The organism is Oxalobacter paraformigenes (assembly GCF_000158475.2).
In the GTDB taxonomy this organism is placed as follows: domain Bacteria; phylum Pseudomonadota; class Gammaproteobacteria; order Burkholderiales; family Burkholderiaceae_D; genus Oxalobacter; species Oxalobacter paraformigenes.
In genome coordinates this window covers 317889-343487 of sequence record NZ_KI392031.1, presented here as the reverse complement: position 1 = coordinate 343487, position 25599 = coordinate 317889, and the positions used below count along the sequence as shown (strand labels likewise).

21 protein-coding genes and 1 tRNA gene are annotated in these 25599 nt (G+C 54.4%); 18 read left to right on the top strand and 4 right to left on the bottom strand.

Annotation, left to right across the window (positions count from 1 at the left end; translation table 11 throughout):
* Window positions 1–254: 254 nt before the first annotated feature.
* The 3 genes from OFAG_RS05000 to OFAG_RS04990 all read left to right on the top strand — a co-directional run bounded on the left by OFAG_RS05000 (window position 255) and on the right by OFAG_RS04990 (window position 7363).
* Window positions 255–2234, top strand: a complete 1980-nt coding sequence (locus OFAG_RS05000; protein ID WP_005877483.1) for a DNA topoisomerase IV subunit B — start codon at window positions 255–257, stop codon at window positions 2232–2234.
* 27 nt (window positions 2235–2261) lie between these two features.
* Window positions 2262–4580, top strand: coding sequence for a DNA topoisomerase IV subunit A (parC, locus tag OFAG_RS04995; RefSeq protein WP_005877484.1), 2319 nt, complete (start codon window positions 2262–2264; stop codon window positions 4578–4580).
* Window positions 4581–4744: 164 nt separating this feature from the next.
* Window positions 4745–7363, top strand: a complete 2619-nt coding sequence (locus tag OFAG_RS04990) for an EAL domain-containing protein (protein WP_020994880.1) — start codon at window positions 4745–4747, stop codon at window positions 7361–7363.
* Window positions 7364–7721: 358 nt separating this feature from the next.
* Here OFAG_RS04990 and OFAG_RS04980 read toward each other — a convergent pair whose 3' ends face one another.
* Complete coding sequence (locus tag OFAG_RS04980; RefSeq protein ID WP_005877487.1) at window positions 7722–8180, bottom strand: RidA family protein; 459 nt, start codon at window positions 8178–8180, stop codon at window positions 7722–7724.
* 181 nt (window positions 8181–8361) lie between these two features.
* On the opposite strand from OFAG_RS04980, the gene OFAG_RS04975 reads away from it, so the two are divergent.
* Window positions 8362–8751, top strand: a complete 390-nt coding sequence (locus OFAG_RS04975) for a hypothetical protein (RefSeq protein WP_005877488.1) — start codon at window positions 8362–8364, stop codon at window positions 8749–8751.
* Between the two features lie 31 nt (window positions 8752–8782).
* Here the strand turns inward: OFAG_RS04975 and OFAG_RS04970 are convergent, their stop codons facing one another.
* The gene (locus OFAG_RS04970) at window positions 8783–9556 is read right to left on the bottom strand and encodes a YaaA family protein (protein WP_231371670.1); all 774 of its coding nucleotides are present in this window, start codon (window positions 9554–9556) and stop codon (window positions 8783–8785) included.
* A 30-nt stretch (window positions 9557–9586) separates the two neighbouring features.
* Between OFAG_RS04970 and OFAG_RS04965 the strand changes: the two genes are divergently transcribed.
* The 11 genes from OFAG_RS04965 (at window position 9587) to gloA (ending at window position 22209) form a co-directional block, all read left to right on the top strand.
* Entirely contained in the window at window positions 9587–10021 is a 435-nt protein-coding gene (locus OFAG_RS04965; protein WP_005877491.1) for a putative toxin-antitoxin system toxin component, PIN family, read from the top strand.
* A gap of 280 nt (window positions 10022–10301) precedes the next feature.
* Window positions 10302–10592, top strand: coding sequence for an H-NS histone family protein (locus OFAG_RS04960; protein WP_005877493.1), 291 nt, complete (start codon window positions 10302–10304; stop codon window positions 10590–10592).
* 600 nt (window positions 10593–11192) lie between these two features.
* Window positions 11193–12179: a UTP--glucose-1-phosphate uridylyltransferase GalU gene (galU, locus tag OFAG_RS04955; protein ID WP_005877496.1), complete on the top strand. Its 987-nt coding sequence runs from the start codon at window positions 11193–11195 to the stop codon at window positions 12177–12179.
* A gap of 248 nt (window positions 12180–12427) precedes the next feature.
* Window positions 12428–15085 (top strand): aminopeptidase N, encoded by a 2658-nt coding sequence (gene pepN, locus OFAG_RS04950; RefSeq protein ID WP_020994878.1) that lies wholly within the window; start codon window positions 12428–12430, stop codon window positions 15083–15085.
* A 31-nt stretch (window positions 15086–15116) separates the two neighbouring features.
* Entirely contained in the window at window positions 15117–16130 is a 1014-nt protein-coding gene (locus tag OFAG_RS04945) for a class 1 fructose-bisphosphatase (RefSeq protein WP_005877499.1), read from the top strand.
* 240 nt (window positions 16131–16370) lie between these two features.
* Window positions 16371–17282, top strand: a complete 912-nt coding sequence (gene glyQ / locus OFAG_RS04940; RefSeq protein ID WP_040720923.1) for a glycine--tRNA ligase subunit alpha — start codon at window positions 16371–16373, stop codon at window positions 17280–17282.
* Between the two features lie 75 nt (window positions 17283–17357).
* Window positions 17358–19442: a glycine--tRNA ligase subunit beta gene (gene glyS / locus OFAG_RS04935; RefSeq protein WP_005877503.1), complete on the top strand. Its 2085-nt coding sequence runs from the start codon at window positions 17358–17360 to the stop codon at window positions 19440–19442.
* A gap of 15 nt (window positions 19443–19457) precedes the next feature.
* On the top strand, window positions 19458–20042 hold the full coding sequence (gmhB, locus tag OFAG_RS04930; protein ID WP_005877505.1) for a D-glycero-beta-D-manno-heptose 1,7-bisphosphate 7-phosphatase: 585 nt from the start codon (window positions 19458–19460) through the stop codon (window positions 20040–20042).
* 23 nt (window positions 20043–20065) lie between these two features.
* Window positions 20066–20842: a lysophospholipid acyltransferase family protein gene (locus OFAG_RS04925; protein ID WP_005877507.1), complete on the top strand. Its 777-nt coding sequence runs from the start codon at window positions 20066–20068 to the stop codon at window positions 20840–20842.
* 9 nt (window positions 20843–20851) lie between these two features.
* A complete protein-coding gene (locus OFAG_RS04920) occupies window positions 20852–21739 on the top strand; it encodes a M48 family metallopeptidase (RefSeq protein WP_005877508.1) in 888 nt (295 codons plus the stop codon).
* Between the two features lie 83 nt (window positions 21740–21822).
* Entirely contained in the window at window positions 21823–22209 is a 387-nt protein-coding gene (gene gloA, locus OFAG_RS04915) for a lactoylglutathione lyase (RefSeq protein WP_005877510.1), read from the top strand.
* Window positions 22210–22295: 86 nt separating this feature from the next.
* On the opposite strand, the gene OFAG_RS04910 is transcribed toward gloA, so the two are convergent.
* Entirely contained in the window at window positions 22296–22760 is a 465-nt protein-coding gene (locus OFAG_RS04910) for a DNA-binding protein (RefSeq protein WP_005877512.1), read from the bottom strand.
* Between the two features lie 811 nt (window positions 22761–23571).
* Between OFAG_RS04910 and OFAG_RS04900 the strand changes: the two genes are divergently transcribed.
* Both OFAG_RS04900 and OFAG_RS04895 read left to right on the top strand, forming a co-directional pair.
* Complete coding sequence (locus OFAG_RS04900; RefSeq protein ID WP_005877514.1) at window positions 23572–23928, top strand: hypothetical protein; 357 nt, start codon at window positions 23572–23574, stop codon at window positions 23926–23928.
* Between the two features lie 156 nt (window positions 23929–24084).
* Window positions 24085–24178 (top strand) — tRNA-Ser (locus OFAG_RS04895).
* A 262-nt stretch (window positions 24179–24440) separates the two neighbouring features.
* Here the strand turns inward: OFAG_RS04895 and OFAG_RS04885 are convergent.
* Window positions 24441–24794 carry a hypothetical protein gene (locus OFAG_RS04885; RefSeq protein WP_005877515.1) on the bottom strand — a complete coding sequence of 118 codons (354 nt, stop codon included), beginning with the start codon at window positions 24792–24794 and terminating at the stop codon, window positions 24441–24443.
* Window positions 24795–25125: 331 nt separating this feature from the next.
* Here OFAG_RS04885 and OFAG_RS04880 point away from each other — a divergent pair, with 331 nt between their 5' ends.
* Window positions 25126–25578, top strand: coding sequence for an outer membrane lipoprotein (locus OFAG_RS04880; protein WP_005877516.1), 453 nt, complete (start codon window positions 25126–25128; stop codon window positions 25576–25578).
* The last annotated feature ends 21 nt before the right edge of the window (window positions 25579–25599 follow it).

The following is a 25599-nucleotide window of genomic DNA, read 5'->3' as shown; positions in this document are numbered from 1 at the left end:
CCATCCGATTTCAAAAATTGCCTTATACTTTCGTTTTTCCTTCCCGGCTTCTCCATGCGGACCACTTTCCCGTTGATTGACTGGCGCGATAAAAAACGGTGAAAGTGCCCGCGGACAATCCGGAAAACGGACTCCGGGTTCACCGGCGCAGACAGGCATCGCCCGCTTCCCCGGATACCACAGGGGACAGGCGAAGTCCGGCTGTCTGCCTTATGGAAAATCCGGAAAGGAAGCAGGCTACAAACCCCAAAGTCATGGCAGAAAAGAAATCCATTTACAGCGAAGAATCGATCACGGTTTTAAAAGGGCTCGAACCTGTCCGGCAGCGTCCCGGCATGTACACGCGCACGGAAAATCCGCTGCATATCGTGACCGAAGTAATCGACAATGCTTCTGACGAAGCGATCGGCGGCTATTGCAAAAACATCCAGGTTTGCTTAAATGCCGACGGCAGCGTCAGCGTCGAGGACGACGGACGCGGCATTCCCGTCGGCCTGCATCCGGAAGAAAAAGTGCCCACCGTGGAAATTGTTTTCACCCGGCTGCACGCGGGCGGCAAATTCGCCAAGGGCGGCGAGAGCGCCTACGCTTTTTCCGGCGGCCTGCACGGTGTCGGCGTCTCGGTCACCAACGCATTGTCCAAACGCATCGAAGTGACTGTCTGGCGGGAAAAACAGGTTCATCACATCGCCTTTACCGACGGCGACGTGTCCGAACCGCTGACTTCCCGGCCGCTATCGCGAGGCGAAAAGAAATCCGGCACGAAAGTGACCGTCTGGCCCGATGCGAAATACTTCGATTCCATGACGATTCCGCTACCGGAACTGAAACACCTGCTGCGCTCCAAGGCTATCCTGCTCCCGGGTGTGCATGTCGAACTGCACAACGCCAAAACGGGAGAAACCGAAACCTGGCAATACGAAGACGGCCTGCGCGGCTACCTGAGTCAGGCGCTGGAACTGGCAAGCGGCGATGAAACCGTCATTCCGCTTTTCGCGGGCGAACATTACGCCGATGGCGAAAACGAAGGGTTTGCCGGAGGCGAAGGCGCCGCCTGGATCGTCGCCTGGACTGCCGACGGCCCGCTTGTGCGGGAGTCCTTCGTCAACCTGATTCCGACCACGGCAGGAGGAACGCACGAAAGCGGGCTGCGCGACGGCCTGTTCAACGCGGTCAGAAGTTTCACCGACATCCATTCCCTGTTGCCGAAAGGCGTGCGATTGCTGCCCGAAGACGTCTTTGCCCGCGTTTCCTTCGTGCTCTCGGCCAAAGTACTCGATCCCCAGTTCCAGGGCCAGATCAAGGAACGCCTGAATTCGCGCGACGCCGTGCGGCTCGTCTCCCATTTCGTCAGGCCCGCCTTTGAACTGTGGCTGCACCAAAACGTCGAATACGGCCGGAAACTGGCCGAACTGGTTATCCGGCAGGCCCAGTCCCGCATGCGGCAACTGCAAAAGGTCGAAAAGAAAAAATCCTCGGCTGTCGCTGTCCTGCCCGGCAAGCTGACCGATTGCGAATCCCGCGACATCAGCCGCAACGAACTGTTTCTGGTCGAAGGCGATTCAGCCGGCGGCTCGGCCAAAATGGGACGCGACAAGGAATTCCAGGCCATTCTTCCCTTGCGGGGCAAAGTCCTGAATTCCTGGGAAACCGAAAAAGACCGGCTTTTCGCCAATCAGGAAATCCACGATATCGCCGTTGCCGTCGGCGTCGATCCTCATGGCGCAAACGACAGTCCCGATCTGTCCGGTTTGCGTTACGGGAAAATCTGCATTCTTTCCGATGCCGATGTGGATGGCTCCCACATTCAGGTGCTGCTTTTGACCCTGTTTTTCCGTCACTTCCCGCGCCTGATCGAAAACGGCAATATCTATGTCGCCCGTCCTCCGCTCTACCGGATCGACGCCCCGGCCCGCGGCAGAAAACCGATCCAGAAACTCTATGCTTTGGACGATATGGAACTGGCCGGCATTTTGGACAAACTCAAAAGCGAAGGCGTCAAAGACAGCGCGCTGGGCATTTCCCGGTTCAAGGGGCTGGGCGAGATGAATGCGGAACAATTATGGGAAACCACGCTGAACCCCGACACACGGCGCCTCCTGCCGATCACATTCGGCGCTTTCACCCGGGACGAATCGACCGAACGCTTCCAGATGCTGATGGGCAAGGGCGAAGCTGCCGCCCGCCGCAACTGGATGGAAGAACACGGAAACGAAGCCGAAGCCGATATCTAGCCGAAACCCTTTACTGAAGCGATTACCATGACTTCCCAACCTACGCTTTTCGACCAGTTGTCCCCGGCGGAAGAACCGCGCGAAACCCTGATGCTCGCCAGTTTCGCCGAGCGGGCTTACCTCGACTACGCCATTTCCGTCGTGAAAGGACGGGCGCTGCCTGACGTCTGCGACGGACAGAAACCGGTCCAGCGCCGCATCCTGTATGCGATGAACGAACTCCGGCTCGCGCCGGACGCCAAACCCCGCAAATCGGCCGCCGTCGTCGGCGACGTGCTCGGCAAACTGCATCCCCACGGCGACCAGTCCGTCTATGACGCGCTCGTCCGCATGGCGCAGGATTTTTCCCTGCGCTATCCGCTGATCGACGGCCACGGCAACTTCGGTTCGCGCGACGGGGACGGCGCGGCCGCCATGCGTTACACGGAAGCGCGCCTGACCCCGATCGCCCGGCTCTTGCTGGAAGAAATCGGTCAGGGCACCGTTGAATTCCAGGACAATTACGACGGCTCCACGCAGGAACCGAAACGGTTGCCCGCCAGACTGCCTTTCACGCTTTTGAACGGCGCGTCCGGCATCGCCGTCGGGCTGGCTACCGAAATTCCCTCGCACAACCTGAATGAAGTGGCAGAGGCTGCCAAAGCCCTGATCCGCAATCCGAAGATATCGCATGACGAACTGATGGAAATCCTGCCGGGCCCCGATTTTCCGGGAGGCGGCCAGATCATCACAGCGCCGCATGCCATTTCCGAAATCTACCGGAACGGCCGCGGCAGCCTGAAAGTCCGGGCCCGCTGGAAAATCGAGGAACTGGCGCGCGGCCAATGGCAGGCCGTCGTCACCGAACTGCCTCCCGGCACATCCGCCCAGAAAGTCCTGGAAGAAATCGAGGAAATCACCAATCCGAAAGTGCGAAACGGCAAAAAGGCCTTGTCGCCCGAGCAGATTTCCCTGCGCCAGCAATTCCTGGGCATGCTGGATGCCGTCCGTGACGAAGCCAGCCGCGATGCGCCGGTCCGTCTGGTGCTCGAACCCAAATCCAAACGCATTAATCCCGGCGAATTCATGCAGAGCCTGCTGGCGCATACGTCTCTGGAATGCAATACGCCAGTCAATCTGGTCATGATCGGCATTGATGGGCGGCCGCGCCAGAAGAGTCTGTCGGACATCCTGAAAGAATGGATCGAATTCCGGTTCGTGACGGTCAGACACCGCACAAGCTGGCGTCTGGGACGCGTCGACGACCGTATCCACATACTGGAAGGCCGTGAAACTGTCCTCCTGAATATCGACCGGGTAATCCGCATCATCCGTGAATCGGACGAACCGAAAACCGCCCTGATCGAGACTTTCCGTCTTTCGGAAAAGCAGGCCGACGACATTCTGGAAATCCGCCTGCGCCAGCTGGCCCGTCTGGAAAAAATCAGGATTGAACAGGAACTGGCCGAATTGCGCCGCGAAAAGGAAACCCTGCACGACCTGCTCGACAATCCTGCCTCGATGAAACGGCTCGTCATCCGCGAAATCGAAGCCGACCGGAAAAAGTTCGGCGATATACGCCGCACCCTGATCGAGGAAGCGGAAAAAGCGGTCGTCGAACCGAAAATCGCCGATGAACCGGTCACCGTCATCGTTTCGCAAAACGGATGGGTTCGCCAGCGAACCGGCCACGGCCTGACGCTTTCCGGCCTCTCTTTCAAATCCGGAGACAGCCTGCTGGCCGCTTACGAATGCCGCAGCACCGATCTCCTGCTGGCGTTTTCATCGACAGGCCGGATATACACGGTCGCCGTCCATGCGCTGCCGGGCGGCCGCGGCGACGGCATGCCGATCACGACCTTTGCCGAAACCGGCATTGATGAAACCATCGTCCGGTACTTCGCCGGTTCACCCGATACAACCGTTTTGATCTCCACGGATTCCGGTTACGGTTTTTCGGCAAAAGTAGCGGATATGAGCAGCCGCGTCCGCAACGGCAAATCGTTCATCAGTCTGGAAAAGGACGAAACCCTCCTGCCGCCTGTGGCGATTTCTCCGGACGACAAATGGATCGGCGCCCTTTCCGGAAACGGCCATCTGCTGCTTTTTGACATGACCGAACTGCGCGCCCTTTTATCCGGCGGCCGGGGCGTCATTCTGATGGGACTGGAAAAAGGCGACAAACTCATGGCCGCGCGTCCTGTCAGTGAAAAAGGCTGTACCGTCGTCTGCCAGGCCAGAAACGGGAACCCGTATACTGTCCGTATCGCCGGCGGCGCCATCGAAGCCCATCTGGGCAAACGGGCGCGCAAGGGAAAACCTGTCGAATCGCGTTTTACGCCCGTCATGCTCGAAAACATCAAATAAACTGCATTTATTTGTCCGGCCCGTTCCCGCTTGTGATTCAATACATCGTCTTTTGCAAGCCCCTGATGAAAAGGCGGGGTTTGCAGACAGCGGTTTGTTTTCGACAAGGCGCTGCACAAGCGGAAAGCGTGCAGCTTTTTACGGTCTCATTAACGGTCCGAACTATGCGAAAAGACGGAAATCCTGAAAAACCGGCGAACCCGGCAGCCGGCTTTGGACAGAAAGAAAGCCTTTCTTTCAGCCTGAAAGATGAAAACGTGCCGGCAAACGACGATCTTTTCCACACGAACGGCCATTCCGGCAACGACTTGTTCGCCACCGACAATATCGAGGGAAACTATCGTCTTTTTTCGCCAGACGCCAAAACGGACTTCAGGCGATTTTTCGCGAAAAGTCCGGTTGCCCAGCTCGTTACCGATTATTCCGGCGCCATTTTGAAAATCAACGATGCCGCCCGCGAGCTGTTCGGCATCCCTTCAAAATTCCCGGCGAAAGACCTGCTGGCCAATTATTTGCCCGCAAAGGACCGATGCGCGTTCCTGCTATTTCTGACGCATCTTGAAAACCGGCCTTCTCCCGTGGAATGGAACGGCACAACAGAAAAAACCCGCAAACTCATCCGCATAAAGGGACAGCCCGAAGAAAAAAACCGCTGCCTTTATCTGACGGCCGTCGATATCACGACCGAGGCGAAAAACCGCAAACAATTCAAACACCGGATCGACCAGCTCGAGAAAGAACGGCATTTTTATCAGCTGGCCATCGAACGATCCGACATCGGGCTCTGGAAAGCCACCGTAGCCAGGGATACCCCAATGGATGCCCTGCGTTTTCATTTTTCAGACAAAAGCGGCGACCTTTTCGGTTTCGTCACCTTTGCGGACATTCCCTTTTCCGGTTTCATGAACACGATCCATCCCGAAAGCGCGGAAAAAATCCGGACAGCGCTCAACTCGGCAATCAACGGGAAAACCGGATTCGATATCGAAATACGCGTCAACAAGCCCAATGGCGACTTCGCATGGATCAACTGGAAATGCTGCCTGATTGAAGAAGACGACACCGGAAAAATCAGACTGGAAGGCATTGCCGCCGATATCACCTCCTACAAAACCACCGAAAAAGCGCTGGCGATTGCCAGCAACCTGTTCGAAAACAACCGCGACGGCATCTTCATCGCCGATCAGGACAGGCGTATTACCGTCGTCAATCGCCAGTTCAGCCGCATGACCGGCCTGACGCAGGAAAAAATCATGGGAAACAAACCGTGGTATTTGCAAGCCGATATCGCTGATTCCACCTGCTACAGCCAGCTTTGCGACGTTATCGCCTGTACCGACCATGAAGAAATGGCGGCATTCGAGAAAAACCGGCAGGAAAAAATCGAACCGACGCACCTGACCGTCAAAATCGTCCGCGATATGGACGACCGGATCATCAGTTATATCGGCACCCTGCTCGATATCAGCCAGAACGAATTTCTGGAAGACCATACCCGTTACATGATCGAACACGATTTTCTGACCGGCCTGCCCAACCGTATCCTTCTTCTGGACCGTCTCGGACAAACCCTGATAGCGGCCGAACGCAACCGCCGCCGCGCCGCCGTCATGTTTTTGGATCTGGACAGGTTCAAACACATCAACGATACGCTGGGGCACGCTATGGGAGACCGCCTTCTGCAACAGGTTGCTTTTCGCCTGACCAAATGCGTTCGCAAAAACGATACCGTCAGCCGGCAGGGCGGCGACGAATTCGTCATCCTGCTAAACGACATCGGCAATGCGGACGATGTGGCGCTGGTGGCAAACAACATCATGCACGCGCTCTCGCAAAACTACCAGATCGAAAATTACGAAATGTCGATCACGCCTTCCATTGGCATTGCCCTGTATCCCGAAGACGGCAAGGACATTGATACGCTTTTGAAAAACGCCGACACCGCCATGTATCACGCCAAGGAAGGCGGACGAAACGCGTACCAGTTCTTCAATGCCCAAATGAACCTGCATCTGGTTGAACGTACCCGGCTGGAAAACGATCTCAAGGCAGCGCTTCAAAACAGCGGTTTCTTTCTGGAATACCAGCCGATCGTTGACACGCAAAGCGGTCACATGACCGGTGTCGAAGCTTTCCTGCGCTGGAACCATCCCGAATTCGGCATTCTGATGCCCCCGCGTTTTCTCGGCGTGGCCGAAGATACCGGCTTAATCGGCCCCATCGGCGAGTGGGTTATCCGGACAGCCTGCAAACAGGCGGGAGAATGGCGCGATCAGGGTTTTCCGAAAACCGTTTCCATCAACCTGTCCTCGATCCAGCTGAAACAGAAAAACCTGCTTTCCACCATCCGCAACGCGCTGAAAGAAAACGGACTCGCGCCCGATTTTCTGGAACTGCAAATCACCGAAGGCAGCATTATGGAAAACGTCAAGACCGTTTCCGATCTGCTCCATGAACTGCGCGCCATGGGAATCCGGATCGTGCTGGACAATTTCGGCAACGGCTGTTCCAGCATCAGCCATCTGAAAAAGGCGCCGATCGGGAAAATCAAGATCGATCCCGTCTTCATTCATGCCCTGGGAACCGGCAGCGAAGACGCCGATGTGGCCGGCGCCATCGTCGCCATGGCCAAAAACCTGAGACTGAAAGTCTCGGCCGGCGGCGTCGAAACCGACCTTCAGGCCCTGCGGCTGAAAGAAATCGGTTGCGACGAATATCAGGGCTATCTGGTCAGTCCGTCATTGTCCGCCGGGGAAATCAGTCCTTTTCTGGAAGCCAGCTGAGAAAAGCGCCCCGCCTGCCCCTTCGCCCTTGCGGCGCAATCAGCCGGGTTTCCCGGACTCAACGCGGATTCGATCATGCTCCCCTTCCCGAACGCGCTCCTGGCTCCGATGCACACAGAAACCCTTTCCGGGAAAACGGATACCGCCAGTCCGGCAAACCGCCTGACAGGACAGGGATACCCCGCTTCCGTTTTTCCGGCAGGACGGCTCCCGTTACCGAAACAGCGCCTGAACCGGGAGTGAAAACCGGCTTTGCCGGCCACCGCACCGGATGGTACGGTGTTGCCCCCGCCATTCCCCAGCGCGCCTTTCCCGGGCATTCCGCGCAAAACGGTGACTTGCCGGGGAGCTTCCGCTTTCAGCCGATCTCGGCAATCAGTTCCAGTTCCAGACAGGCCCCTGTCGGAATCTGCGCAACGCCAAACGCCGAGCGCGCATGACGGCCTGCCTCGCCGAATACCTCAACCAGCAATTCGGAAGCGCCATTGGTCACGAGATGATGCTCCGTGAACTCGCTCGTGGAATTCACCAGCGAAAGAACCTTGACGATCTTCTTTACGCGATTCAAATCGCCATCGCACGCGTCCTGCAAAGTCGCCAGCAAGTCGATTGCCGTATTACGTGCCGCGTGTTTCCCCTCGTCAACCGAAATATTTTTGCCGAACTGCGCAACAAGCGGCTTGCCGTCCTTTTTGGCGATGTGGCCGGACAGATAGACAAGATTGCCGGACTTGACATACATGACATAAGCCGCAACCGGTTTGGCAACCGGAGGCAATTCGATATTCAAGGTTTTCAGATTTTCATATACGGACATTCTTCATTTCCTGTCAGGTTGATCCGGCCGGACACCCGTCGCTGGCCGACCGGGCCATTATAGCCAAGCCGGACAGGCTTTCAAACGTTTTGCGCCGGCAGCACACCATCCGCCCATCAAAAACGGACAGAGCGGACAAATCCTCCGTTACAATTACCCTTTTCGATCCCTGAAAAACGCCATGAGTCACATAAACGACGATACCCCATCCGGCAATCCGGACAAACTTCTTAAAGGACACCTTTACCGGCTCGACGGCAAAAAACCGGTTCCCTGCACTTTAGAAGAATACATGAATGGCATGAAATCGGCTGCCAGCCGGATCGTCGAACAGACACAGGTCGGTAATTTGCTGGTATCGACCATTTTCACCGGCATTGATCATGCCTTCGGCGCCGGCGAAAAACAGCTTTTTGAAACAACGGTTTTCGGACTGCCTGACGAGCTTCTGCCGCGTTGGCGTTTTCCTACCTGGAATCAGGCTATCCGGGAACATCGCAAACTGGCTTTGAGGCTGGAAAGCCAGGGAATGGAAGGCTTGCTCGCCGAAATCCGGCAGCGGCAGGCCTGACAAGGGATTTTCCTTCCTTTCCTCACCGGCATCATCGTCTGAAAACCCAGAGCGTGTCTTTTGATGAAGCGGCATGAAAAACGTAATGGCCGTAATCGAACGACTTCAACTGTTCCGCCTCGGTCACGCCGCGTTCGGCGGCGTACCGCGCCATCAATCCCCTTGCCTGTTTGGCGTACAGGCCGACCACTCGCGGGTTGCCGCCCCTCATTTCCTGAAAAACCGGCGTAATCATTTTCCCGGCCAGCGCCTTCACATCGACCGCCCTGGCAAACTCACTCGACGCCAGATTCACCAGCACCTTGTCGCCGGTCGCTTCCAGCGCCCTGTTTAAGGATTCCGTCACCGGTTCTCTCCAGTAATCGTACAAACTGCCGCCATCCGGCCTGACGGCCCTCACCCCGAAACCCAGCCGGTAAGGCTGGATCAGGTCAAAAGGTTTCAAAATGCCATACAGCGCAGACAAAATACGCAAATGCCCGTTCAGATAAGCCTGTGCCTTTTCCGGCAACGTCTTTGCGTCCAGCGCCCGATAGACATCCCCATCGAACGTCAGAAGGGCCGGCCGGGCCTGGGGATAAGCGGCCGTAACGCTCCATTCATTGAAATGGCCCGCTTCTGTAGCGGCAATCGTATCCGAGGCATGCAGAATGCGCGCCAGTTCATGTGGCGCACAGGATTTCATTATTTGCGCTACCTTGCCGGCCCGTGCAATCCATTCCGGCCGGGAAAAAAGGTTTTCCTGAACCGGATCGGCAACCGGACTGCCGGAAAAGCGCTGCCTTTTCGAGGGTGATAAAATCATGAGCATAACCGTATCCTATCAGTTTATTCTATGAATGCCGAATTAGCCGTTTTCGATACCAACGTCTGTCTCGATCTCTTTGTCTTTCACGATCCCGTTGCGGCGGTTCTTTTAAAAGCCATTCATGAAAACACCATTATGGCCATAACCCGCGAAGATTGCCGGGCGGAATGGTGTCGTGTTCTCGATTATCCGAAACTGGCTTTAAGCGATACCCAAAAAAGGCAATCGAAACGTCAATTCGATCAATTCATCCATCTGGTCGATCCTCCGAAACGGGATTATCGCTTTCTGCCCCTTTGCAGCGATCCTGACGATCAGAAATTTCTCGAAGCCGCTTATGATTCTCATGCGACATATCTTTTCACCAAAGACAAGGCCTTGTTGAAACTGGCGCGAAAAAATAAAAAAAAAGCAGGTTTCAATATTATCGCGCCCGGGCAATGGAAAACAGAACCTGAATAAACGAGCCATTTTCAGCTAAACCGCCTCTTTTCTCTTTCAAGGCGGAAAATCTGTTGCCTTTCCTTTCACAGATTCACCGGTTTAAATGTAAAATATTCTTGATTAATGCAAAATAAGCACGAATTAAGCGGATAATTCATTTGAATGCCCTTTATTTATTCACCCTGTAAATATAGAATACGTTTTATTGGAACACAAAAACCGTTCCACTTTTTTAAACAGTCGGGAAAACGGCTCAAAACCGCTCCCCTGTTTTTCTGACATTTGATCGGGACACATTATGGCCACTTACAAACAATTGCAGGATCAGATAAAACAACTCCAGCACGAAGCTGAAGAACTCCGGAAAAACGAGTTGTCAAACGCCATTTCGCAAATCAAGATGACTATGGCGGAATACGGAATCACCCTTGCCGATCTCGGTTTTACCAATAAAAAGAAAAACGGACAGGTTCGCGCGCCTCTTGCTCCCAAATACCGGAATCCGGCAACGGGAGAAACCTGGTCAGGCCGTGGTAAAGCCCCCAAGTGGATTGATCCGAATAACAAAGAAAAATTTCTTATCAAATAAGGTATAACATCGCCCGGACAGCATTAAACGCCTTGTTAAACCATTTACCCGCTTTCGGCAAACAGACCTGTTACACAGGTCTGTTTTTCATTCTCTTTCCTCCACCCGCCTTGCAGGCAATCATAACGGACCCCGCCATCTTTTACCTCTCCCTTTTCAAACCCCCGATACGCCCTGAAAATTTCCATAAGGAAATTTCATATTAAACCGGCTTGAACAAAAAAGGCCCTGCCTCACTGAACGCATCCGGAAAAAGCGTATTTATGCCTGTCTGCCTTACTTCGCATCAAAATGCTTTTTGCTGAAGATGTCATGCTATTACTCTCATGTAAACGACCGGAAACCGCATTGTTTGTCACTGTAAAAACCATAAAAATCAAGGCATAAAAAGCCATTAAAAACGTTTCTGCCATTTTAAAGACTAAAGACGGCAGATTCCGCGCTGAACCGTTTATTGGCGACAGGATTGAAAACACCCTGTATCTGCCAGCATTAACTTGCCACAAACATATCGGGTACCCGGAAACGAACTGGCGGTTTTATATCAACACACGCATGTCGGACTCAACATTATTGTCAACTAGTCAGAGGCACACTCAAATGATACAAAAAGTCACCAAAGCGGTTTTCCCGGTAGCGGGACTCGGTACCCGTTTTCTGCCCGCCACCAAAGCCAGCCCGAAGGAAATGCTCCCTGTCGTCGACAAACCCCTTATCCAGTATGCCGTGGAAGAAGCGGCGGCAGCCGGCATTACCGAAATGATATTTGTCACCGGACGAAACAAGAGAGCGATTGAAGACCACTTCGACAAAGCTTATGAGCTCGAAACCGAACTGTACGCCAAAAACAAGAAAAGCCTGCTCGACATTCTGAAAAGCATCAAGCCCAAAAACGTGGAATGTTTTTTTGTCAGACAGGCGGAAGCGCTGGGGCTGGGCCACGCGGTATTGTGCGCCGAACGGCTTGTCAGAAAAGAACCGTTTGCCGTCATTTTGGCAGACGATCTGCTTGACGCCGACATTCCGGTCATGCGCCAGATGGCCGATCTTTATGAAGAACACGGCCACAGTATTATCGGTGTCGAAAAAATCGATATCGCACGAAGCCGGGATTACGGCATGGTCGCCGGCAAACAGACCGGCAATCTGCTTTCCATCAGCAAAATCGTCGAAAAACCCGCTCCGGAAAACGCCCCGTCCAACCTGGGCGTTGTCGGCCGCTACATTCTCACTCCCGCCATCTTTTCCCATTTGCGAAAACTGCAACCCGGTTCCGGAGGCGAACTGCAACTGACGGACGCCATCGCTTCCCTGCTCGGCGAAGACCCTGCATTCGCCTACCAGTTTGACGGCATTCGCTATGATTGCGGCAGCAAACTGGGCTATCTGAAGGCAACCGTCCAGTATGCGTTAAAGCATGAAGAAGTCGGCGTCGCATTCAGACAATTTCTCGATAACCGCCCCCAGGACAATGTCCGGAAAAACGCATTCAGGACGGCGCCTGCCGCTCAAGGCTACTCCGGCGCTGCCGTTTTGGCGACAGAACGCAAACCTCCTGAAAACACACGCTCTGCCAATGTGGCCTGACAACCCGGACATTCCATGATTGTCCGATCCTTCCTGAAAAGATTCTTTTGGCGCTTTAAGCGGCCTGAAAAGAATCTTTTTTCATGACAGCGCCCCGTTCCGGTTTTCTTCTTTCCGGGTATTTTTCCATCTCGCTGCAATCTGATGGATAATGTAAAAATCATGAGGGCACCTGTTTGCAATCGTTTCCGTGTTGAACCAAAACGATTGCCAACATTTCCGGAAACCGACCGTTGAAAATACAGAAAATGACATCTTCCAATCCAGCAACCGTCTATCGTCTCGACTATACCGCATCCTCCTTTCTTGCCGATCGTATCGATCTTGTCTTCGATCTGGCGCCTTCCGTCACCCAGGTCAGGGCGACAACCGAACTTCACCGCAATCCCGATTCGGAAAACCGCGATATCGTCCTGTACGGAGAAGAACTCGAACTGGTCAGAATCGCCATGAATGGCAAAGTGCTGGCCAAACCGGACTATGCAACAGACAATGGCGAATTACGCATTCCCGATGCCCCCGACAAGGTCACGCTGGTCATCGACACCCTGCTTCATCCGGATCAGAACACGTCGCTGATGGGACTGTATCTGTCCAACGGCAATTTCTTTACCCAGTGCGAAGCGGAAGGCTTCCGCAAAATCACCTACTTTCCCGACCGCCCCGACGTCATGGCAACCTATACGGTCACCCTCCGTGCCGACCGGGAAAAATACCCCGTCCTGCTTTCCAACGGCAACCTTGTCGAAGAAGGCGATCTTCCCAATGGACGGCACTATGCGAAATGGGAAGACCCGTTCAAAAAACCCTCGTATCTTTTCGCGCTGGTCGCCGGCAATCTCGTCTGCCGTGAAGAAACCTTCCGGCTCGCAGACGGACGCGACGTCCTTTTGCAGGTCTGGGTCGAGAAAAACAATCTGGACAAGACCGCTCACGCCATGGAATCCCTGAAACACAGCATCCGCTGGGATGAAAGACGTTTCGGGCTCGAACTCGATCTCGACCGGTTCATGATCGTCGCTGTCAGCGACTTCAACATGGGCGCCATGGAAAACAAGGGACTGAACATTTTCAACACCCGCTACGTTCTCGCCAACCCGCGCATTGCAACCGATCTGGATTACGCCAACATCGAATCGGTAGTCGGCCATGAATATTTCCACAACTGGACAGGTAACCGGGTAACCTGCCGCGACTGGTTCCAGCTGTCGCTTAAAGAAGGCCTCACCGTTTTCCGCGACCAGGAATTTTCCGCCGACCGCACCGGCAGCGAATCGGGCCGGGCCGTCAAACGCATCGAAGACGTCCGCACCCTCCGGCAACTGCAGTTTCCGGAAGACGCCGGCCCGATGGCCCATCCCGTCCGGCCCGACTCCTATCAGGAAATCAACAATTTCTATACCGTCACCGTTTACGAAAAAGGCGCGGAAGTCGTCCGCATGTACCAGACCCTGCTGGGCCGCGACGGTTTCAGAAAAGGCATGGATCTTTACTTCAAACGCCACGATGGACAAGCCGTCACCTGTACCGATTTTCTCGCTGCCATGGCCGACGCCAACGGACGCGACCTGTCGCAGTTCGAACGCTGGTACAGCCAGGCCGGAACGCCTCGCGTCAAACTGCAAAGCCATTATGACGAAAAAAACAGGACGCTTACCCTCATCCTTTCCCAATCCTGCCCGCAAACACCAGGCCAGACCGAAAAACAGCCGTTCCTGATTCCGGTTGCCATCGGACTGCTCGATAGCCACGGCAAGGATATGCCCTTGCGGATGGAAGGCGACAAGGCAGCCCCAAACAGCCGCACCCTGGAACTATCCGAAGAAAGCCAGACTTTCACTTTTATCGACGTGGCCGAAAAACCGGTCGTCTCCGCCCTGCGCAATTTTTCCGCTCCGGTCATTCTGGAATATGAACAGTCCGATGACGAACTTTTGCACCTGCTCTCTCACGACAGCGATCATTTCAACCGTTGGGAAGCGGGCCAGCGCCTCGCCCTGCGCCGTCTCCTAAGCCTGACCAAAGCCGTGCAGGCAGACAGGACATTAACGCTTGATTCCGCTTTTATCGACGCTTTCCGGGCAGTCCTGACCGATACCGCGCTGGATCCCGCCCTGCGGGAACTGGCATTGACGCTGCCGGGCGAAATGATGATTGCCGAAAAAACGGATGAAATCGACCCGGCCGCCACCCACCGCGCACGGCAGTTCATGCGCCGGACGCTGGCTGAAAACCTCGAAAAGGAATGGCTAAACGCCTGGCAGGAAAACCGGACGGAAGGCGCATACCGTCCAACTCCGCAGGACGCCGGGAAACGTGCCCTGAAAAACCTGGCGCTTTCTTATTTGCTCTTGCTGGACAAGCCGGCTTACGGCCGGATGGCCATCGACCAGTACCATACCGCCGACAACATGAGCGACCGGCTGGCCGCGCTGACCTCGCTCGTTCATTCCGGCTGGACGGACAAACTGCCGGAAGCGAAAGCGCTGCCGGATCATTTCTACCGGGAATACGAAAACGAAGCGCTCGTCATCGACAAATGGTTCTCGCTTCAGGCCACATCCCCCAACGCGGACACCGCCACCGTCAGAAAACTCATGAAACACCCGGCTTTCACCCTCAAAAACCCGAACCGGGCCCGCAGCCTCATCTTTGGATTTTGCCACAACAATATGGCACAATTCCATGCAGCCGACGGAAGCGGTTACACATTCTGGAGCGAAAACCTGATCGAACTGGACAGAATCAACCCGCAGGTAGCAGCGCGACTGGCCAGATGCATGGATCAGTGGAAACGCTACATCCCGTCTTTGCGCAAACCGGCAGAACAGGCCCTGCGAAACGTTTCGGAACAGTCCCTGTCCCGCGACACGCGCGAAATCATCGGCAAGACCCTGTCGGCCTGAAACGGTAAAAACATAACGAAAAGAACGCATCATGAGACCAAAACGCATCAGTCTGACGCAACACCTGATCGAGGAAAACCGCCGGTACGGCACCGTACCGGAAGAATTGCGCCTGTTGCTTGAAGTGGTTTGCAGAGCCTGCAAAACGATCGGCAACTCGGTAGGGAAAGGCGCGCTCGGCAATATCCTGGGCAGCAACCAGACGGAAAACGTACAGGGGGAAGTCCAGAAAAAACTGGACGTGCTCTCTAACGAAATCCTCCTGGAATCCAATGAATGGGGCGGTTATCTGGCCGCTATCGCCTCCGAGGAAATGGAAACGATCCACCCCATTTCCAAGACCTACCCGCACGGCAATTACCTGCTGCTTTTCGATCCGCTGGACGGTTCAAGCAACATCGACGTCAACGTTTCCATCGGCACCATCTTTTCAGTGCTGGCCATGCCAGAAGACAAAACCGACGCCACCGAAGCCGATTTCCTGCAGCCGGGCCGCCGGCAGATCGCCGCCGGTTACGCCCTCTATGGCCCGCAAACCCTTTTGGTATTGACCACGGGGCGCGGCACCAACGGTTTTACACTGGATCGGGAAATGGGATCCTGGGTACTGACCCATCCGAATATGAAAATTCCTGAAAACACCAGCGAATACGCCGTCAACACGTCCAACCAGCGCCGATGGTTTGCGCCGGTCAAGCGCTATTTCGACGAAATGCAGGCCGGCAAACAGGGCCCGCTCGGCCGGGACTTCAACATGCGATGGGTCGCCTCCATGGTCACCGACATGCATCGCATCCTGACGCGCGGCGGCATTTTCATGTATCCGGCCGACGAGCGCACCGTCGAAGCCGGCGGCCGCATCCGGCTGCTCTATGAAGCCAACCCGATGGCCATGATCGTCGAACAGGCCGGCGGCGCCGCCACCAACGGCCTGATTCCGATGCTGGACGTCATTCCAGAAAAACTGCACCAGCGCGTGCCGGTCTTCATGGGATCGAAAAACGAAGTCGAACGCATTACCCGCTATCACAAGGAAACCCGGTAATTCCTTACACATCATGGCAGCAAGGGTTTGCTGCCATGGTTCGCTTTGCAAACCGGCTGGCCTTTTTCCTTTCCAGTGTCTTATTTTTGCACGCTCTGCCCGGACGATTGGCCGCCAGTACCGTTCATCCCCCCTGCCAGAGGGCTGAAACATTCCCCTTGACGCATAAAACCGCTAGAATTTCCTCCTGTGCAAAAAATTTCCCGCAAGATGACGAAAAACGCGGCAACGGAAACGGATATGATCACTTTTCAACAAATCATCTTCACGCTTCAGCAATACTGGAGCCAGAAGGGTTGCGCCCTGCTCCAGTCGTATGACATGGAAGTCGGCGCCGGCACCTCGCATACCGCCACCTTTTTGCGGGCTATCGGCCCCGAACCGTGGAGAGCCGCCTACGTGCAACCGTCCCGCCGGCCCAAAGACGGCCGTTACGGTGAAAACCCGAACCGCATGCAACACTACTACCAGTTTCAGGTGGTCCTGAAACCGGCGCCCGAGGACATTCTCGACCTGTATCTGGGCTCTTTGGCCGCGCTGGGACTGGACCTGAAACAAAACGATGTCCGTTTCGTCGAAGACGACTGGGAAAACCCGACGCTGGGCGCCTGGGGACTGGGCTGGGAAGTCTGGCTAAACGGCATGGAAGTGACCCAGTTCACCTACTTCCAGCAGGTCGGCGGCATCGACTGCAAACCGATTCTCGGCGAAATCACCTATGGACTGGAACGGCTTGCCATGTATTTGCAGGGAGTCGAAAACGTTTACGACCTGATCTGGACGGAATGGGTCGATCGCGGCGTCAAAAAATACCTGACCTATGGCGACGTGTACCATCAAAACGAAGTGGAACAGTCCGCCTACAATTTCGAACAGGCAAACGCCCCTTTCCTGTTCACCCTGTTTACGAACTTCGAGTCCGAAGCCAAACGCCTTATTGAGGCAAAACTGACCTTGCCGGCTTACGAAATGATCCTCAAGGCAGCGCATACGTTCAACCTGCTGGACGCCCGAGGCGCCCTGTCCGTGACCGAACGCGCCGCCTATATCGGCCGCATCCGTACCCTGTCCCGTCTCGTCGCACAGGCCTACTACGAATCGCGTGAAGCGCTGGGATTCCCGATGTGCGGCGACATGCGCAAAATCGCCTGACAACCGGACAGCGCGACTGATTTGAAACACCCGCCGGTACGGCAATCCCGGCGACGAAAGAAAAAGGCTTAAAAAATGAACCAGACCCTGCTTGTCGAACTGTTGACTGAAGAACTGCCGCCCAAGGCGCTGACCAAACTGGCCGATTCATTTGCAGGCACGATCGAAAAAAGCCTCCGGCAGGACGATTTCCTGACCGATGCCTCGAAAAAAACCGTCTATGCGACACCCCGCCGCCTTGCCATCACCATCACCAACGTCCGCGACGTCTCGCCCGACAAACCCATCCGCCAGAAAGTGCTGCCGGTCAGCGTCGCGCTGGATGCTGACGGCAAACCGACCGCACCGCTCAAAAAGAAACTGGCGGCCCTGAACATTCCCGACATTGACATATCCACGCTGGAAGTGGCTCGCGACGGCAAAAACGACTGTCTCTTTTACAACTACACGGCCAGCGGCATCCCGCTGGCCGCCTCCCTGCAAAAGGCGGTAGAAAAAGCGGCACACGAACTGCCCGTCCCGAAAATGATGACCTATCAGCGGCCGGATGGCGAAACCGTCGAATTCGTCCGTCCCGTCCACGAAATCGTCGCCATGCACGGGGAAAACGTCGTGCCGATCGCGCTTTTGGGTCTTTCTGCCGGACGCACCACGCATGGTCACCGTTTCCTGTCGCAGGGAGAAATCGGCATTCTGGCGGCCGACTATTATGCCGTTACGCTGGAAACAAGAGGCAAGATCATCCCCGGTTTCCAGGCGCGCAAGGACCGCATCCGCGCCATGCTCATCGAAAAAGCGAAAGGCGACAAGGTTCTGATGCCGGAATCCCTGCTCGACGAAGTGACGGCACTGGTCGAATGGCCCATCGTTTACGAATGCCATTTCGAGGAATCTTTCCTTGAAGTGCCGCAGGAATGCCTGATCCTGACCATGCAGACCAACCAGAAGTACTTTGCCTTAACCGATGCTGAAGGACGTCTGCGTTCGCGCTTTCTGATCGTGTCCAACATGGAAACGAATACCCCCCAACGCATCATCAGCGGCAATGAACGCGTCATCCGCCCGCGCCTGTCAGACGCCCGCTTTTTCTTTGAACAGGATAAAAAAAAGCGTCTGGAAGAACGGCTCCCGGGTCTTGCCAATGTCGTTTACCACAACAAGCTGGGCACCCTGGCCCAGCGGATGGCCCGCGTCCGTCTGCTGGCCGTTTTCATTGCCGGAAAAATGGGCATCGACACCCAACTGGTCGATCGTGCGGCGCGGCTCGTCAAGGCCGATCTCTTGACCGAAATGGTCGGTGAGTTTCCCGAACTGCAAGGCATCATGGGTACCTACTATGCCCGCCATGATGGCGAACACGAAGAAGTGGCGCTGGCCTGTACCGAACATTACCAGCCCCGCTTCGCGGGCGACGTCCTGCCGGCTACCCCGACCGGAACCGCCATCGCGCTGGCCGACAAACTGGAAACGCTTGCCGGTATCTGGGGAATCGGATTGCAACCGACAGGCGACAGGGATCCATTCGCCCTGCGCCGCCATGCCCTAGGCATCCTGCGCATCCTGATCGAGAAAAAACTGCCGCTCTCCCTGCGCAAAATGCTTGCCGAAGCCGTCGGCATCCTGTCAACCAACGCCACAATGACCGATCCCACGGAAGGCGTGCTCGCTTTTGTCATGGAACGCTTGAGAGGCCTGTTGCGCGACCGCGGTTATTCCCCGGCTGAAATCGACGCGGTTCTGGCGCAGAATCCGGATCGTTTCGACAACCTGATCGACAGGCTGGAAGCCGTACGCGCCTTTGCCGCCATGCCGGAATCCGTCTCCCTTGCCGCCGCCAACAAGCGCATTACCAACATCCTGAAAAAATCGGACATCAACGCGGGCGATGTCCACACGGACATTCTGGCTGAAGACAGCGAGAAAAAGCTCTTTGCCGACATGACCGTCGTCAAACCGGAAGCCGACCGGAAATTTGCCGCGGGAGATTATACTGGTACACTGAAAACACTGGCGCAACTGCGCGACGACGTCGATGCGTTTTTCACCAACGTCATGGTCATGACCGACGATACCCGTTTGCGCAACAACCGCATTGCCTTGTTAAAGCAGTTGCATGCCATGATGAATCAGGTGGCAGATATCTCCAAACTGGCTTCTTGAACCCGGGAACGCGCAATGAAACTTCTTATTCTCGACCGCGATGGCGTTATTAACGAAGATTCCGATTCGTTCATCAAGACTCCGGACGAGTGGATTCCCCTCCCCGGTTCACTGGAAGCCATCGCACGGCTGACCAAAGCGGGATATACCATCGTCGTGGCAACCAACCAGTCCGGACTGGGACGCGGCTTCTTCGACATCACGACCTTAAACGCGATCCACCAGAAAATGCAGGCTGCCGTCAAGGCTGCCGGCGGCCTGATCGAAGCCATCTTCTTTTGTCCGCATACGGCCAGCGACAATTGCGACTGCCGCAAACCCCGGCAAGGCATGTTCAGCACCATTGCCGAACGTTTCGACATGAAACTGGACGAAGTGCCTTCCGTCGGCGATTCCCTGCGTGATCTGCAGGCTGCCTTTCTGGCCGGTTGCACACCGATACTGGTTTTAAGCGGCAAAGGAAAACAAACCCTTGAAAACGGAGGCCTGCCTCCCAAAACCGTCATTTTCGAGAATCTGTCCGCTGTCGCCGATCATCTGCTGTCGCCGGAACAGAAAACCGCCGAAAACAAGGATAAAAACGCCCAGGAATCGACGTGAATCTTTTGCCGCGTTTAAAAACCGTGCTTTTCAATTCGTCCCGCCATGAGCCGGAAGAATCGGTTTCTGGCGGACATTTTCTCTTTTTGCGTTCTCTTTCCTTTACCCTCATCTGGGGAACGTTCACCCCTCTTTGGGCGTGTTTCTGCTTCATGACGTGCTGGCTTCCCTATCGCAAACGCTATTACATCACGTCACGCTGGAACGTATTCACCATCTGGCTGCTCAAATCCCTCTGTGGCGTCCAATACCAGATCAAAGGCATGGAGCATCTTCCTGAAGGGCCGGTCATCCTGCTCTCCAAACACCAGTCCGCCTGGGAAACCATCTTCCTGTTGGCCAACATGCCGAGCCCCCTGTCTTTCGTACTGAAAAAAGAACTGCTTTACATTCCTTTCTTCGGCTGGGCGCTGGGCCTTTTGCGCATGATCCCCATCGACCGTAACCAGGGAACCAACGCTTTCCGCCAGCTCGTCAGAAAAGGGAGCCAGCGCCTCAAGGAAGGCCAGTGGATCATCATCTTTCCCGAAGGAACACGCATCCCTGTCGGCGAAAAAGGAAAATATCATAACGGCGGTTCCCGTCTGGCCATCAAAACCGGCGCAAAAGTCGTGCCCATCGCCCTCAACGCAGGCGAATGCTGGCCAAAAGGCTCATTCATCAAAAAACCCGGCATGATTACCGTTTCAATCGGCAAAGCCATCTCGCCGGCAAACCGGACACCGGACGATCTGACGCAGGAAGTCGAAGACTGGATCGAAAGCGAAATGCGCAATATATCGCCCGACATTTACAGGTAATTTGCCCCCATGGCAGCAAAACGCTCCCCGCTTCCCGCCCAGCCGGACCTGTTCGATTTTGTATCCGGCGCCCTCTTCAGGAAAAAACCGGCGCCCCCTGGCAGGCCGCCTGAAAAGAACGTTCGTCCCTCTAAACAAAAGAAACATGAAAGGCGCGACGAAGGCGTTTTGCGGACAATCAACCTGAACGGACAAACCGTTTCCTATCTCTTGCGCCGGTCCGGCCGTCGAACGATCGGTTTTTTGATCGACGAATCCGGCCTGAAAATAACCGCACCCAGACGAAGCGCGCTTTACGCGATCGAAAACGCCCTTTACGAAAAGCGGAAATGGATACTCGACAAACTCGATTTCTACCGTCGCCAGCAAACAGCAAAGCCCGCGACCCCCGACTGGGAAAATGGAACCGTTTTCCCCTATCTCGGGAAAAAACGGGTTCTGCGACTTGAAAACAGCGGCGTCCCCCATCCCGTTTTCCGTCTGGATAAAGACCGTCTGGATGTTCACATCGCCTTTCCAAGCCATCAGGATGCCCTTGCAGGGCAGGTAAAAAACTGGCTGAAATCGCAAGCGACACGTATTTTCGAAGAGCGCCTGCATTGGTATGCCGGGAAAATGAATGTCCGCTTCGATGCTTTCGGACTTTCCAATGCCCGCACACGCTGGGGATCCTGTTCGGCAAAACGGCACATCCGGCTCAACTGGCGGCTCATCCATTGCGACCTCTTCCTGATCGACTATGTCGTGATTCACGAACTGGCGCACCTTCTCGAGATGAATCACAGCCCGCGTTTCTGGGCAATTGTCAAAACATGGTGTCCGGACTATGGAAAAGCGCGCAAACAGCTCCAGAACCTCTCTCCGCTTCTGTTCTCGCTTTTTCCTGAAACCGATTGAAAACAAATCTCCTGCACGATCCGGTTTCACGACATCCGGACTTCTTTTAAAATGAAGGCTATCTTCCACAGACAGGAGCGACCATGCGTTTTCTTCATACCATGTTAAGAGTCGGCGATTTGCAGCGTTCCATCGATTTCTACACCCGGGTAATGGGCATGAAACTGATCAGAACCAGCGACAATCCGGAATACCGGTACACCCTTGCCTATCTCGGCTACGAAAGCAATCCTTTACAGGCCGAACTCGAACTCACCTACAACTACGGCGTATCCGGATACGATATGGGAACGGCTTACGGCCACATCGCCCTTTCGACAGACGATATCGTCGCCGCCTGCAAGCGCATTCGCGAAGCGGGCGGGAAAATCACGCGGGAACCGGGCCCGGTCAAGGGGGGAACTACGGTTATCGCGTTTGTTGAAGATCCGGACGGCTATAAAATCGAACTGATTGAACAGAAAGACTGAACGTGTCCGGCTTTTCGTCAAAAAAGCGCTTCGGCAGTACCTGGAAACAACAGGCTATCGAAGCGCTTTCAAAACAGCTGCCGCATTCAGCCGTTTTTCCTTTTCACCAGATTCGTGATTTCTGAAAGCAAACAGGAAAGATCTTCCGTTTCGGCGCCATTCATAAGCACCTTGTAAAACACGGCGATCATTTTTCCCTTTTCATCGGGCGTCATTCCGATATTTTCATCCGAATCCCATTTTTCAAGAAGATGCGCTGCGGCAGCCAGTTTGGCCGCGTTAACAGAATTGCCCGCTCCTTTTTCCAGACCAATCCGTTTGACCCGGTACTTGCCGGCATTTTGCCGGGCAGCCTTTTCCGCGATGTCTTCATGTGCCGACACCAGATAATGATCCGGTATTTCAAATACTTTCCTGATACCGCCAATTCCATACTGTTCTTCATAGCGCCAGCCTTCCTTGGCGGCTCTGGACAAAATACTCGATTTCGTCGTCGGCAACCCGGGCAAACGCATGCGCGCAATTTCGGCAGCAGTAAATAAAATTTTCATCAAGATACTTATCTCTAGTGGACAAATAGACAAAACACTTAAAACAGACAAAAACCGGCTTCAAAAAAATGAAAAATGAACCAGTCTCCCTATGCCAACACACAAAACAAAAAACGCTTTACAAAACACTTCGATACACTTACACTACACTTGGTTCCGTAAATAAAGGCAATGGAATGTAAAGTTACTGGCGCACTTCACCAATCCTGTGTGTCTATTGACTGTCAGGGGACAACATATTGATAATATTTGGCCTGAAACCTGATCAGGTCAAGTCGTTATTCTTTGCAGGAAGCAACAAGATCATATCTTGAAAAGCTACTGTTGTGTTCCTTCTTTCCCTTCCATCTCCAAAAATTTTGCGTTCCGGCATCTGCGTAGGCTATCACAGCTTAAACAGGCCGCCTAGCCTCCCTGAAAAATTCGCAAACGCGGTTCACTTCCCTTTTTCACCGGCAAATTTGCAGACCGAACCATTCACTCCGGCAAAATCCGGATTGCCGGAGTGCGCTTCCTCCAAAAGAAGACCTTAAAACGGTTTCATTGCTGAAAACGCGCGCGAACCGCAACAAACATCCAACAAACCGGCCGCCTTCCTTCTTCTGCCACCCTGGCAAAACAGATATAGCCGTCCGCTGCCCACCCTGTTCCAGCCGCCAGCTTTCCCCTTCAGCTTTCCACCATGAAAAAACATCAGCGGCCTGACCGGCCAATATCCTGAAGAGTCAACTTTACCTGACGATTATCAAAATCACATCTTTTAAATTGTCGAAAATAAATTTTATTGACAGACAATTTCAGGAGGAAACCAATGAAAAACGGGCAAGGAAGCTACAGGCAGCGATATGAAAACCATACCGACAAGCCGGACAAATACGATCCGAACAACCTCTTAACCGGCATGATAAAAGCACTCAATCTGAAAAACGACGCCGCTTTATCGCGTGCGCTGGAAGTCGCCCCGCCGGTTATCAGTAAAATCAGGCACGGGAGATTGCCGGTTGGCGCTTCCCTGCTGATACGCATGCAGGAAGTCAGCAATATGAGCATCAGGCAACTGCGCGAAATGATGGGTGACCGCCGGGACAAATTCCGGATCAGCGACAAACAGTTCAAACCGAAAAACACGGAAGAAAACGGCGCTTCCCGGCCGCTTGGACAAGCGTGACGATCCGCTTGCCGGAAAAAGAAACGTGACATCCGGCTTTCCACATGGAGCAACCCGTAGAAAATTGGCGAAAACACAGGCTCATCCATTGACCGAAAGCCGGCGGAAAGCTATTATTATATATTCCGCTGCACTTGAAATTTTTTAAAGCAGTCCGGAGATGTGGCCGAGAGGTCGAAGGCACTCCCCTGCTAAGGGAGCATACGGGCCAAAACTCGTATCAAGGGTTCGAATCCCTTCATCTCCGCCAGGGCACCATCCCGGATGATCCGAAATCATCCGGGATTTTTCATTTTTCAAGCGTCCTGCCCCGCATAAAGCCGCGGCACGGCAAAAACGAACCCGGAAAACGCGGCTTTTTCTGCCGGCGACAGACAATACCCCCCCCCACACTATCAGCCTGAACCGGTTTTCCGGATCCTTTTGCCCCGAAGGAAAAAAGCAAGCGCTCCCGGAACACCCGGAGAAACACGACAAAAGCCCCGTCCGGGCAAGCGCCGCCCAAAAAACAGTTACAAATCGAACAGCTTGAAAAGACCATAAACGATAGCGCCCCCGACCAGCATCGTCACGGTTACCATAATCAGGTAAATCTTGCGCGCACCGGCCGGCACCACTGCCGCACAGCCTGCCGACATGTATTCCTGGAACTCTTCTTCAGGAGGCTGGCCGATCGGGCTGTTGCCTGTCATGGAACCGGCGCCGCCCGCACTGCCTGCATTGACGATAGGATTGGCATTGACAATAGGGCCTGCATTGACGATGGGATTGGCATTGACGATCGGGTTGTCAATGACTCCGGCAGGAACATGGTCAACCGGCCGCACATCGGCATTCACTGATTTATCCTGGGTTGGCGTAGACATTGGCACACTCTTCTCAAAAAGGATGAAACGGAAACATTCATCGCCAGAATCGTCATGAAGATGAATAACGTACTGTTTTCATTATACTAAAATAAAACATCAAGTTGACCGTTCCCGCTATTTTTCTTTGAAGGCACGAAAAAGGGAAGGTCCGCGTTCTCTGTCGGGCATCAGCGACAACTGTTTTCAAAGCGTGCCGCCGCCACTGCTTTCATTCGCTTTTTACAGTATTATTCAAACTATACGATCAGCGCGGTTAAGCATTTCCGGATAGCGAAAACGCTTATCCTTTCCTGAACCAAAAACATTTATACAGTCTGAAAGGTGCAAAATGAAAAAATTCCAATGCGGCGCAGTCCTGATTATGGCGCTTTTAATGGCCGCCTGCACAACCAATATAAGCCCCGATACCTATTCGGTCGATTCTGTCGGAAGCGTTACCCGCAGCGTTCCCGGTGTGATCGTCAGCGCCCGTCCGGTCAACGTGGAAGGAACCAACAAAGTCGGCGGATTGACCGGTGCTGTCGCCGGCGGTGTGGCCGGTTCCGCCATTGGCGGCAACGACCGCATGCATGCGCTGGGCGCGATCGGGGGCGCGGTTATCGGGGCGCTGGCCGGTTCGGCCATCGAAAAAGGCGTCACGAACCAGACCGGCATCGAATACGTCGTCAAGACCGACAGCGGTGAAACCCTCACTCTGGTTCAGGGCCCGTCTCCCGCCTATGCCGTTGGCCAGAAAGTCATGATCCTGTACGGCAAACGCGCCAGAATCGTTGCCCAATAAAGAAAGTACCCCTAAAAAAGA

Coding starts and splice junctions, on each gene's coding strand:
- OFAG_RS05000 (WP_005877483.1), top strand. CDS start 255: ATGGCAGAAAAGAAATCCATTTACAGCGAAGAATCGATCACGGTTTTA.
- parC (WP_005877484.1), top strand. CDS start 2,262: ATGACTTCCCAACCTACGCTTTTCGACCAGTTGTCCCCGGCGGAAGAA.
- OFAG_RS04990 (WP_020994880.1), top strand. CDS start 4,745: ATGCGAAAAGACGGAAATCCTGAAAAACCGGCGAACCCGGCAGCCGGC.
- OFAG_RS04980 (WP_005877487.1), bottom strand. CDS start 8,180: ATGTCCGTATATGAAAATCTGAAAACCTTGAATATCGAATTGCCTCCG.
- OFAG_RS04975 (WP_005877488.1), top strand. CDS start 8,362: ATGAGTCACATAAACGACGATACCCCATCCGGCAATCCGGACAAACTT.
- OFAG_RS04970 (WP_231371670.1), bottom strand. CDS start 9,556: ATGATTTTATCACCCTCGAAAAGGCAGCGCTTTTCCGGCAGTCCGGTT.
- OFAG_RS04965 (WP_005877491.1), top strand. CDS start 9,587: ATGAATGCCGAATTAGCCGTTTTCGATACCAACGTCTGTCTCGATCTC.
- OFAG_RS04960 (WP_005877493.1), top strand. CDS start 10,302: ATGGCCACTTACAAACAATTGCAGGATCAGATAAAACAACTCCAGCAC.
- galU (WP_005877496.1), top strand. CDS start 11,193: ATGATACAAAAAGTCACCAAAGCGGTTTTCCCGGTAGCGGGACTCGGT.
- pepN (WP_020994878.1), top strand. CDS start 12,428: ATGACATCTTCCAATCCAGCAACCGTCTATCGTCTCGACTATACCGCA.
- OFAG_RS04945 (WP_005877499.1), top strand. CDS start 15,117: ATGAGACCAAAACGCATCAGTCTGACGCAACACCTGATCGAGGAAAAC.
- glyQ (WP_040720923.1), top strand. CDS start 16,371: ATGATCACTTTTCAACAAATCATCTTCACGCTTCAGCAATACTGGAGC.
- glyS (WP_005877503.1), top strand. CDS start 17,358: ATGAACCAGACCCTGCTTGTCGAACTGTTGACTGAAGAACTGCCGCCC.
- gmhB (WP_005877505.1), top strand. CDS start 19,458: ATGAAACTTCTTATTCTCGACCGCGATGGCGTTATTAACGAAGATTCC.
- OFAG_RS04920 (WP_005877508.1), top strand. CDS start 20,852: ATGGCAGCAAAACGCTCCCCGCTTCCCGCCCAGCCGGACCTGTTCGAT.
- gloA (WP_005877510.1), top strand. CDS start 21,823: ATGCGTTTTCTTCATACCATGTTAAGAGTCGGCGATTTGCAGCGTTCC.
- OFAG_RS04910 (WP_005877512.1), bottom strand. CDS start 22,760: ATGAAAATTTTATTTACTGCTGCCGAAATTGCGCGCATGCGTTTGCCC.
- OFAG_RS04900 (WP_005877514.1), top strand. CDS start 23,572: ATGAAAAACGGGCAAGGAAGCTACAGGCAGCGATATGAAAACCATACC.
- OFAG_RS04885 (WP_005877515.1), bottom strand. CDS start 24,794: ATGTCTACGCCAACCCAGGATAAATCAGTGAATGCCGATGTGCGGCCG.
- OFAG_RS04880 (WP_005877516.1), top strand. CDS start 25,126: ATGAAAAAATTCCAATGCGGCGCAGTCCTGATTATGGCGCTTTTAATG.